8 protein-coding genes are annotated in these 11,811 nt (G+C 38.5%); 5 read left to right on the forward strand and 3 right to left on the reverse strand.

The annotated features are described in order from the left end of the window. Window positions 1-41: 41 nt before the first annotated feature. Together AC1DG9_RS22170 and AC1DG9_RS22175 are read right to left on the reverse strand one after the other, a co-directional pair. Window positions 42-491 (reverse strand): DUF1572 family protein, encoded by a 450-nt coding sequence (locus AC1DG9_RS22170; RefSeq protein ID WP_337715951.1) that lies wholly within the window; start codon window positions 489-491, stop codon window positions 42-44. Between the two features lie 7 nt (window positions 492-498). Beyond that, window positions 499-1,164: an alpha/beta hydrolase gene (locus AC1DG9_RS22175; protein ID WP_337715953.1), complete on the reverse strand. Its 666-nt coding sequence runs from the start codon at window positions 1,162-1,164 to the stop codon at window positions 499-501. A gap of 75 nt (window positions 1,165-1,239) precedes the next feature. Here AC1DG9_RS22175 and AC1DG9_RS22180 point away from each other — a divergent pair, with 75 nt between their 5' ends. Both AC1DG9_RS22180 and AC1DG9_RS22185 read left to right on the forward strand, forming a co-directional pair. Beyond that, on the forward strand, window positions 1,240-1,503 hold the full coding sequence (locus AC1DG9_RS22180) for a hypothetical protein (RefSeq protein ID WP_477635249.1): 264 nt from the start codon (window positions 1,240-1,242) through the stop codon (window positions 1,501-1,503). A 238-nt stretch (window positions 1,504-1,741) separates the two neighbouring features. Beyond that, entirely contained in the window at window positions 1,742-2,440 is a 699-nt protein-coding gene (locus AC1DG9_RS22185; RefSeq protein WP_477635250.1) for a DUF2461 domain-containing protein, read from the forward strand. A gap of 9 nt (window positions 2,441-2,449) precedes the next feature. Here the strand turns inward: AC1DG9_RS22185 and AC1DG9_RS22190 are convergent, their stop codons facing one another. After that, a complete protein-coding gene (locus AC1DG9_RS22190) occupies window positions 2,450-6,472 on the reverse strand; it encodes a hybrid sensor histidine kinase/response regulator transcription factor (RefSeq protein WP_477635251.1) in 4,023 nt (1,340 codons plus the stop codon). 413 nt (window positions 6,473-6,885) lie between these two features. Here AC1DG9_RS22190 and AC1DG9_RS22195 point away from each other — a divergent pair, with 413 nt between their 5' ends. The 3 genes from AC1DG9_RS22195 to AC1DG9_RS22205 form a co-directional block, all read left to right on the forward strand. Then, window positions 6,886-9,705: a SusC/RagA family TonB-linked outer membrane protein gene (locus AC1DG9_RS22195; RefSeq protein ID WP_477635252.1), complete on the forward strand. Its 2,820-nt coding sequence runs from the start codon at window positions 6,886-6,888 to the stop codon at window positions 9,703-9,705. Window positions 9,706-9,736: 31 nt separating this feature from the next. Then, window positions 9,737-11,521: a RagB/SusD family nutrient uptake outer membrane protein gene (locus AC1DG9_RS22200; protein ID WP_477635253.1), complete on the forward strand. Its 1,785-nt coding sequence runs from the start codon at window positions 9,737-9,739 to the stop codon at window positions 11,519-11,521. Window positions 11,522-11,569: 48 nt separating this feature from the next. Further along, window positions 11,570-11,811 (forward strand): hypothetical protein (locus tag AC1DG9_RS22205; protein ID WP_477635254.1); only part of this gene is annotated, 242 nt, incomplete at its 3' end.

An 11,811-nucleotide genomic window follows, 5' to 3' on the forward strand; every position in this document is an offset into this window, starting at 1 on the left:
ATGTTTATTCAATTTGTTCAGTATTAGAAAGCTCTCTTGAGCTAGACATCTAACAGGCGTCTGTGGTAGTTGATTTGACCAAGGTGATAAGCTAAATGTGAGCTGAGGTAAATCAACATGTACTTTACTGATCTGTCATTCTCTAAAACTTTTACCTCCGGATATTCATTTTTCAGGTCTTGTTCGGTTAACTGGTCGATGGAGTCTGTAACTACTTTAATGGTATCCTCAATTTGTTTAATCAATTCATTTCTTGGAACATCCTTTAGTGAAAACTCAAGTTCTCTATTTCTGATATATCCGGTTTTACCAAGTTCTGCACCAATGAAAGTATTCAGGTTTCCCACTAAGTGCAAGCATAAATTACCTGCAGAATTGCTTATCGCATTTTCAGTTCGCCAAATGTTTTTATCGTTCTGATATTGTTCAATTTCAAGCTTTACTTTATTCAAATCTCTTGTAAAGAGGGTTTTTAGGGATTCTTTTAACATATTATATTTATAAATCTGCAATTTGTTTTAGTATTAATTTAGAGATGACATCTGCATTGGCATAAACCATAAAATGTCCACCGCCTTCAATCCGTATATCAGGTTTGTTATATCTGAATGGCAATATATTATCGGCCGTTCCATGAATATGGGTTAAATTTATTGGCCTTTCTTTATTCCGCCAGCTTAAGATACAAGTTAACGCCCATTTCATAAAAATAGGGTCACTATCTATCACAAGTTGTTTCAGTAGTTTAATTTCTTCATGTGTTTTAGCGCCAAGGAACTTCAAACCAATGTTGTTCCCTCGTTTTAAAAGGCTGACAGGGATTGCTTTTTGTAAGCTTAAACTACCTGCCATCCGATAATACCATGGTAATTCCTTAAAAACGGGTGTACTGGAAATGAGAAAAGTATGTGACGGCTTCAATTGCTTAGAAATTTCAGTAGCCAGCATGCCACCAAAGGATAGGCCAACTAAGTAAAATGGAGAAGAGGCATCTATTTTAGCTGCCAATCGGAGCGCGTATGCCTCGAGCGATTCATTTTTTAATGCAGGAATCCAATCCAGATAAACCAGTTCGAAATTAGGTGGGAAAACAAGCTTTTTAAATGCGCGCCTGTCGGCCCCCAAGCCACTGATGAAATATATCCTTTCTGTCATTGCTGACATAAAATAAATTTCAATCCAGTTGATTTTGAACCTGTAAGGCAAATTGCGCTACAATTTCCTGACGCTTCGGATAGCTTGTCGCATTATGATACCCCTTCAATAAAAATCAAAAAGAATTTGCTTTGCAGGCTGCACGAGAATGGGGAATGGCTTGCTGTAAGGACGGATTTTGAAAGCAGAGAAAGATTCCTGGAGGAATATCCGGAAAGCTGTTTCATTACGCCGCACTATAAAGACTATCCTTATATCTGCCTATACGTAAACAGCTATAGTAGAGAATTGCTAAAGGAGGTACTTGAAACGGGCTTTAAGGCTATTACAGAGAAAAAGCAGAAATAGAATTATTTAAATTCGGTCGATTTTTACTATGCACGTATTTAGCTGAAGATTTAATTTCGGGTAATAAAATAATATGAATTTAAATTACATCTCATGAGTACCTATATCTTATTTAAAGCTGTTTTTATTATCCTGATTCTAAGTTGCCTTGCCGTTATTCTAAGTTTAAGTATGTAGTATTTGCGCAAAAGTGTTCAGCCGATATTCGTTTTGGCGATCGTTTTATTTAGTTTTGCATATGGCAAAGCTTCATTCAAAACCTCAGATACATTCTTCCAGCTTAAATTTTTTAGATCAATTAAAAGAAAACAACAATAGAGAGTGGTTTAACGAGCATAAAGAAGAATTTCTAAAAGAGCAAGCGCTTATAGAAGTCTTTGCTGACGGCTTGTTACAGGACCTAAATGTAGACGATGTAATAGAAACTCCTTCCGGACGAAAAAGCGTGTATCGTATTTATAGGGATACCCGGTTTTCTAAAGATAAAACCCCATTCAAAACCCACTGGAGTGGTAGTTTCAGGCGCGCCACCAAGTACCGCAGGGGAGGATACTATTTTCATATAGAGAAGGGGAATAGTTTTATTGCAGGCGGATTCTGGGGGCCATCGGCACAGGATTTAAAACAAATAAGGGAACATATTGGTTTTGATGCCACGCCATTAAGAGAGATCATACAGAGTGGCTCCTTTATTTCAACATTCGAAACATTGAAAGGAGAGCAATTGAAAACCTCGCCTAAGGGTTTCAATGCCGATCATGAAAACATTGATTTATTACGATACAAGCAGTTTTTGCTCATTAGAARGTTTTCTGATGAAGAGGTTTTAAATGAGCGCTTTTTAGCGCAGGCAACGCTAACCTTTAAAAATATGCGCCCATTTTTTGATTATATGAGTGAGATATTGACCACTGACATTAACGGAATTGAAATTTAAGTACTGGGATTAGAGGTTCTTTATATATTCTCGTGGCGTATGACCATATTGTTTTCTAAATTCTCTGCTAAAATATTTTGGATCGTTAAAACCTACCAGATAAGAAATTTCTGATATGGTATACCTATGCTCAGCTAACAGTTGAGCGGCCTTTTTCAATCGAATTGTTTTGATAAAATCATTTACAGAAAGGGTTGTCATTGTCCGGATTTTCTTGTAAAGTACGGGCTGACTCATTCCAATTTTTTGGGCCAATTCGGGTACGCCAAAATTTTCATCAGACAGATGACTTTCAATATAACCCAGGATTTTAGTCATAAATGCATGGTCTGTAGAGTTGATGGTTATGTCTTGAGGCTGTAGGTTTACCTGCTGAACAAATTTTTGGCGCATTGTTGCTCTTGATTGCAATAAGTTACGCACGTTTAGCAGCAACAGATCCATGCTGAAAGGCTTAGTGATATAAGCATCGGCTCCGGTTTCCAGTCCGCTTAACTGATGGATGTGCGATGACCTGGCAGTAAGGAGAATTACGGGAATATGGCTGGTACGTTCATCTGTTTTTAACTTACTGCATAAGGCTAATCCATCCATTATTGGCATCATTACATCGCAGATGATCAGATCAGGTAGCAATTCAATTGCTGTTTCCCATCCCTTAAGCCCATCAACAGACTCCCTTGTGTGATATTGTTTGCCAATAGCACCGGCTATGAGTTGCATAATCTCTGCATTATCTTCTACGATCAGAATGGTTTCCTGGGCTTTGGGGTGTTTATTTTGCTCAGCGGCTTCCTCTTCAACAAATTGTTGTACGTACAGTTTGGACGGGAAGTCTGCACTTTTAACTTCACTAAGTTCGCTTGGCTTAAAGTGCGAATTTCCTTTTTTAAGCTTAACAATAAAGCAAGTATAGCCAGGCTCTTGAGTGGTGGCTGGATTACTTAGGATTTCTATTTTGCCATGATGAGCTTCAATGATGCTTTTGGACAAGGCCAGACCTATCCCAGAACCAATATGGTTAGATTCTTGCTCGTCTACCTGGAAGTAATCACTAAAAAGTTTGTTTTGGCTTTCATACGGAATGCCCTTTCCATTGTCTACAACTTTAATTTCTACGAATTGGTCATATTCATTTATAGATAATGTAATCTTTCCGCCGTTGTTGCTAAACTTAAATGCATTAGAAAGCAGGTTGAAGAGTACTTTTTCCATCTGTGCTTTATCAAAATATACTATGGTTTGGTCATATTGATGGAGAAAATCGTATTGAATGTTACGAGTAATTGCATTGTGCCGAAATGCGAGGAACATCTCATTTGCATATGCGACAATGTTACCCTTAGTTACGTGTAATTTCAGATGACCGGTTTCAGCCTTTCTAAAATCCATTAATTCCGTTATAAGCCTCATTAGCCTGTCGGCATTGTTTTTTATTGGAATAACCTGTTGATGAATTTCCAGATTATCCTGTGATGTTTTAGCAAGGTTTTCTAATGGTGCAAGAATTAATGTTAACGGAGTTCGAATCTCATGGGCGATATAGGTGAAGAAGTTTAACTTCATCTTTTGCACATCTTCTGATCGTTTTAATAATGCACGTATAAAAAGATACCTCACGGTAAGGAAGAGTATGACTGAAAATAGGAGCAGGTAGCATAAATATGCCCACCAGGTAGCCCATAGAGGAGGTAATATGGTGATATTAATGCTTGCTGATGCCTGGCCTGGTGTGCCGTCGTTGTTAACTCCTTTAACTACAAATGTATATTCTCCGGATGGAAGATTAGCATAGCTGGCGTTTGGAATGTCTGAATTGATCCAGTCTTTGTCGTACCCTGCTAACTTATAAGTATATTTATTTTTGTCTGGTCTGATGTAATTTAGCAGGGCAAAACCCAGACTAAAATTATTGTGATTATGTTTGAACCTAAGGTTTTTGGTRGTATTAATATTTTCTTTTAGCAATTGATCCGGGCCATTTACAGCGACAGGTTGGTTGAAAAGCTTTAACTCTGTAAATACAATAGGATCGATATGAGTATTGATCTCTATCTGGTTGGGAAAGAACGAAGTAAGACCATTATAACCTCCAAAAAAGAATTCATTGTTATGGTCCTTAAAAAAGGACCTCATATTAAAGTCGTTTCCTGCAAGGCCATCGCTTTTAGTGTAATTTTTGAATTTTCCGGTTATCGGATTGAGTATTGACAGTCCATTATCCGTGCTGATCCATAAATTACCCTCTTTATCTTCAATAATGCCAAGTACATTGTTGTTGCACAAACCATCTTTTTGTGTATAGGTTTTAAATTTCCCTGTTCGGGAATCAAATAAGGAAACCCCGCCAAAATAGGTTCCAAGACAAAATTTTCCATTTGAGGTTTGTATGATACAGTTGATGTAATCTGACTGCAAACTATCGGCATTTCCTTCTTTTTTTGTGAAATACGCTAGCTTTCCCGTTTTTGGATAGTAAAGATGCAACCCTTTGGTTGTGCCTATCCAAATGTTTTTGTCGGCGTCTTCAAAGAGTGTTTGGACATATCTGGAAAGTAGTTTTTTCTCAATGGGGCTTTTTAATGTGTGATCACTAGAGCTACTTATATTATTGAGCCCGTCTCTGGAGCCGACCCAGATCATACCATTACTATCTTCAAGTATGGTCATAATATCTGCACTGCCCCGATTGTTACTGGTGTCTTTTACATTGGTTATTTGCCGGGTAAAGGCCTTAGTTGCCGGATTAAAAATGCTAATGAGACCTTCGTGCATGCCAATAATCAGGTTGCCGTTCTTTTGCCGCAGGACCGTTTTAACCAGATTAGAGGGTAATGTATTGTTGTTACCGGGAATGGATTTATAATGAGTGTAGGTATTATTGCTACGATTAAAATGGTTGAGCCCACCGCCTTCTGTTCCGATCCAGAGATTGTGGCGGTCATCTTCAACAATTGTGCTGACGATGTTGCTGCTCAGGCTGGAAATCAGTCCACTTGCTCTATAAGTTTTAAAACCAGTAGAATAGGGGAAAAGGGCATCGACCCCACCGTAAAAGCTTCCAATCCAGACGGTGTTACTAACATCCTGAAAAATGCTGTGTAGTGAATTCTGGGTAAGACCTCCATTCTGATCAGGATTGTGTTTGTAATTGGTGAATATTTTTGTTTTGGGGTTTAATATGCTTAAGCCTTCTTGTGTTCCTATCCATAGTGTTCCGTCCTTATTGCAGATGATGTCGCGTATGTCGTTATGAACAAGGGTGTGGATGTTGTTTGAGTTATGGGTGTAGTGCGCGAATGTACCCCTTGTTTGGTATAAGTTTAAACCCTTGTCGGTACCAATCCAGATGTTGTTGGCTTTATCGCTGGTGATACTGGTGATATAGTTAGCACTGATGCTGGTAGAGGAGTKAGCTGAATTTTTGAAGAGGACTGCCCTGGACTGGCCGTTATTTATGGTCATTCGTATTAATCCATAGCCTGTTCCAACCCACAGGTTCTGCTYATGATCTTTAAACAGACTATATATGTTATTTATCCGTTGGTTTTTATCAAGTTTATTAAAACGGAATATTTTGAATTTGCCGCTTTTCCTGTCTAGTAAACCAAGCCCGTTGTAAGTACCTACCCACAGATTTTTCTGAGGATCCTCATAGATGCAATTTATGGTGTCGTTTAGAATTTTGACTTTGATAAAGTTGTCGTTCTTATTATCGTATCGGCTTAGCCCATTAATTGTACCGATCCACAACTGACCAAAGGAGTCGGCCAACAGGCAATCGATTACATTATGAGGTATGCTTTTACTGTCTTTTGGATTGTTGGTATAAATCCTAAACTGAAAACCGTCGTATCTGTTCAACCCTCGTCTGGTACCAAACCATAGAAAATGTTTTTGGTCCTGAGCGATACTTATAACGGAACTTTGAGACAGACCATTTTCCATGCTAAGATTGCTGAAGGCAGCTCCCTTTTGGGCATAGTTATGAAATGGTAAAAGTAGAAGGAAGAAGAGACAAAATGCCTTCATAATCAATTAAAGGTGTGAAAATACTCCTTTAGTTTTGAATTTTCTACCATATGATTTAGAATTTTCATCTTTTTTGAAAGAATTAACAGCCAGTTTTGATTCCATTAAATGCAAACATTATCAACTGAGGGAGGTGATATGAAAACGTTTGCAGAATGAACCACTATAACCAAAACATCAAACTAATCTTTAAACCTAAACAATGAATTCATGAAATCAAAAAATCTACGCTTCTATGCGACTGGACTTATCTGTTGGCTGACTTTCAGTAATAGCATAGTTTTAGACGCACACGCGGAAAGAAAGACTGACCCGCTTAAATTGTCATTACCAAAGACAATTCCTTTTAAAAAGAGCCAGCAGAAAGCTTTAATAAAAGGCCAGGTTGTTGACGCCAGTAACCTTCCGGTGTAGTGGTAGTGGGATATGGCGTACAGAAGAAGGCAAATTTAACAGGTGCAGTTAGTCAGATCGATTCAAAGATGCTTGAAAACAGGCCAACGGCGAACCTTGGTCAGGCGCTGCAAGGAGTGATGCCTAATTTTAATGTTAGTATTTCTAATGGCAGTCCTAATACTTCTGCATCTTACAATATCAGGGGAGCTACTTCCTTTTATAAGGATAAGAATGATGGTAATAAGATTAAGTTTTCATCTGGGCAGCCTTTTACACTGGTGGATGGGATTGAGATGGATCCTAACCAATTAAATCCGGAAGATATAGAGTCTGTTACCTTGTTAAAGGATGCAGCCTCTGCCGCTATTTATGGAGCCAGAGGAGCATTTGGTGTACTTTTGATAAAGACCAAATCTGGCAAAAGCGGACAAACAAAAGTGAATTATTCTAATTCCTTTCAATGGAGCTCACCTACAGCTGTTCCGGACATATTGGATGCCTATACCATTCAGGAGGCAAGTATTAAAGCTTCGGAGCTGGAAGGTATTTCGGCCGGTTCAAATGAAATATTGAAACTGCAGAAGATTAAGGAGTATATGGATGACCCTATAAATAATGAACCTTATTATTTTGCAGATGCCGACGTAAATAAAACCAATATTCTATGGAGAGGCAATGTAAATCCATACAAGGAAGCCTTGTTAAAGTCTTCGCCTATGCAAAAGCATAACTTGTCATTGTCGGGTGGAAACGATAGAACATCATTTTATGGCTCTATTGGTTATCAGGACCAGGACGGATTATACAAGATTAATACAGATAATTTTAAACGTTATAACGCCTTGTTAAATGTAAGTTCAAAAGTAAACCAGTGGTTTAAAATGGATTTCAGAACAGCCTATAACAGTTCAACTTATATAGAACCGGTTAGCCCATCGGGCAAAGGGGGCTGGTGGACAGCAATGTCGCAGGAGCCTAACCGAAATGTGAATATGCCGATACATGTTCCCTCATCTTTAAATCTGCCACAAAAATATACAGATAATATATTGTCTTTTATGGAGTATGGTTCGTCTGACAAGGAAACTAAATCGAATATTTTATTAGCAGCTGCACCAACTTTTACACTTACAAAGGAATGGTCTTTAAAAGGAGACTTTTCTTATCTAAGCAATAGCAACATTCAAAAAACAATTTTGCCACGTTTAGAGCGCCTGGAAAGTACAGTAGGTTCATTTACTGCAGTTCATACTGATCCTGATTATGTTTACCGGTATAATTTAAATTCTAATAAGTACACCATAAATATCTTTACCGATTATGCCAAGACAATAGCGGATAAGCATAATTTTCATGGAACAGTGGGTTTTAACCAGGAATGGTATACCGACCAAAGCGTATCGGCCCAAAGAAACATGATCAATTCAAATGTTCCGGTTCTTGGGCAGGCACAAGGAGAAAGAACAGTAGGCGATAGTGAACAGGAATGGGCAGTTCGTGGTCTGTTTTATCGTTTTACATATAACTATGATGGCAAATATTTATTTGAATCAAATGGTCGCTATGATGGTACTTCTAAGTTCCCTTCTGACATACGTTATAAGTTTTTTCCTTCATTTTCTGCGGGATGGCGCGTAAGCGAGGAATCTTTTGCGAAAGGCATAAAACCATATATCAATGATTTTAAGTTAAGAGCTTCATATGGTAGTTTGGGTAATCAGAACGTAGCCAATTACATATACATCTTAAACTATGGAACGAATAGTCAGCTTCAATACCTATTAAATGGTGTAAGACCTGTGGGGGTTACACCTCCGGGCCTGGTTGATCCGGATTTAACCTGGGAAACAGCAACTACAATTGATTTTGGATTTGATTTGACAGCATTTAAAAACTTTGAAGTCAATTTTGATTGGTACAGAAGAAGGACTTCTGACATTTTAATTGATGGCTTAAAATATCCTTCTGTTCTGGGTGCTTCATCGCCAACCAGAAATTCGGCAACCATTGACACAAAAGGCTGGGAGTTAACAATGAAATACAGAAATTCAACAGGTTTTGGATTAAATTATGATTTGGCCCTTACGCTTGGAGATAGCCAGTCGGAAGTAGTAAAGTTTGATAATAATCCGAACAAGCTGTTAAGCGATCAGTATTTATATGAAGGCCAGAAAATGGGTGAGATTTGGGGTTATGAAACCTACGGGATTTTTCAGACTAAAGAAGAAATTGCGAATTCGCCCACTCAAAAGCTAATTTCATCCGGCCTTTGGTTTCCAGGTGATGTGAGATATAAAGATATTGATGGTAATAACGAGATTAATTTTGGAAATAATACTGTTGGGAATTCCGGAGACAGGAAGATCATAGGGAATAGTACCCCAAGATATCAGTTTGGCTTTAACTCCAATTTTAGCTACAGGAATGTAGACCTGGATATATTTGTACAGGGTGTAGGAAAGAGAGACCTGTGGATTGGAAACAATCTTTACTGGGGAGCTGGTACAACAGGTACATGGGAAACTTACAATAACTCCTGGACTCCGGAGCGTACAGACGCATTTTACCCTGCCTATAAAAATGCGAGCAGGAACAGACAGGTACAAACAAGGTATCTCGAAAATGGTGCTTACCTGCGCATGAAAAATTTAGCATTAGGGTATACACTTCCTAAGGGCTTTACCAATAAAATTAAATTGCAAAGGGTAAGACTTTCTGCTTCTGCCTATAATTTATTTGAATTTAAGAGTGTTCCGAAAACTTTTGATCCTGAATTGGTTGGGATGAACTATCCAATTATCAGATCATATGCATTTGGCTTACAGGCAACATTTTAGGTTAAATAATTAGTACTCAAATTAAACAAACATGAAAAACAATATCAAAATATATACACTGGGTGTAATAGCCTGCTTGCTGCTCTTTGGATGCAAAAAGAATCTGTTAGACCGCTATCCTTTGGATCAGATCACTGATGAAAATTACTGGAAAACCGAGAACGACTTAAAGCTGTATGCAAACAGCCTTTACCCAAAATACATTGTAGGATTTGGAACCGATTTTGCCGATGGTACGGTTCAGCCATATGGTGTAAATGTGAATACCTTGGTTTATGGGGATGTAATTACGGATAATGCCGCACCGCTTACCTATTCTAAAGTAGGTACCGAAGAATACATTGCCTATCTTTCTGGTGGAAGCGGTTCCGGTGGATGGAATTTTGAAGGTGTGAGACAGCTGAACTTCTTTATAGATAATTATAAGCGTGCCAGTCTTCCGGATAATATAGCAAACAAATATTTAGGAGAGATCTATTTTTTTAAAGCATGGGACTATTTCAATAAGGTGAAGCTATTCGGTGATGTTTCGTGGATACAACATTCGTTAAATATAAATTCACCGGAGCTGTTTGGCGCAAGAACCCCAAGGGCTGAGGTAATGGATTCTGTAATGGTTATGCTTAACAGGGCCATAGACTACCTGCCGGCCAAAGGTACTGAAGAAACAAATCGTTTAAATAAGGATATGGCACTGTTCTTAAAATCCAGAATYGGATTATTTGAAGGTACCTACAGAAAGTACCATACAGAGCTGGGCTTGGATGCGAATACGTTTCTGAGATATTCTGCTGAAGCTTCTGAAGCCTTGCTTAACAAATACAGTTTAGTACAGGGAGATTACAATACCGTATACAATAGCTTGTTTGCTACGGAATCTTACAAATCCAATCCTGAGGTGATTATGTGGAGGGAGTATTCTGCAGCAGTGACTTACGGCGCCGCATTTAGCCGTTATTTTGCACAAAATTTAAGGCATCAGTTTGGAGCTACCCGTAGCCTGGTAGACGAGTATTTATGCGCTGACGGTTTAACCATTTCGACAAGTCCGTTGTTCAAAGGAAAGGGATCGATCCAAACTGAAATGGAAAACCGTGATCCGCGCTTAACCCAAACTATTGCCAATTTTGGAACTTACAATCTGGCTAATACCACCATACAGGGTGCGAATAATGCACCATTGCCAAACTTGCCGGGAATGAATGGCAATAAATGTCCAACTGGTTATCGTTTGGCCAAATGGTTCTATAATAATCCTGTGGATTGGGAAAGAGTTACCAATGGACAGCAGGCTGCCCCCGTATTTCGCTTTGCAGAAGTATTGTTAAACTATGCTGAAGCAAAGTATGAATTAGGTGAAGTGAATCAGCTTGTTATTGATCAGACAATTAACAAATTGCGGGACCGTGTAGGAATGCCGCATTTAACAATAGGCAATGAGCCTGCAGATTCACGTTTGGATGGGATCTATCAAACTTATGTTGGCGCTTCAATTCCTCCTTTATTAAGAGAAATTCGTAGAGAAAGACGTGTAGAGATGGCTTTTGAAAATACCCGTTGGGACGATCTGATGAGATGGAAGGCAGGTAAATTGATAAATGTTCCTGTTGAGGGCATTAAATTTGTTCAGTCGCAGTTCCCTACAGTAGTGGTTAACAAGGACATTTATTTAAGCGCCGAGGGATATATATTGCCTTATTTTAAAACAATTCCGGCCGGTCGCAAATTTGACGAAACGAAAGGCTATTTGTTTCCAATTCCTACCGAGGATCTGATCCTTAATAAAAATCTGGTACAGAATCCTAACTGGAAATAAAACTAACCCATTTAATTAAAAGAAAAGACACCTATTATTCCCTGAATCATGGTTAGAAAACCAATTAAAAGCTTCATCATTCTACATTTATTATTCCTTTTAATAGCAGGCACTACTGGCACTGTTTACGCTCAGAATGCTGAAAAGATAAAACTAAAACATGGCTCACACCGTGAGGGTAAACGTACCGATGCCATCATGCAAAAATGGAGAGGTAATGGACTTGGGCAGTTTATTCACTGGGGTTTGTATGCTATTCCGGGTGGAGAATGGAATGGTAAACAATATAA

This window comes from Pedobacter sp. 05L430 (assembly GCF_056397585.1).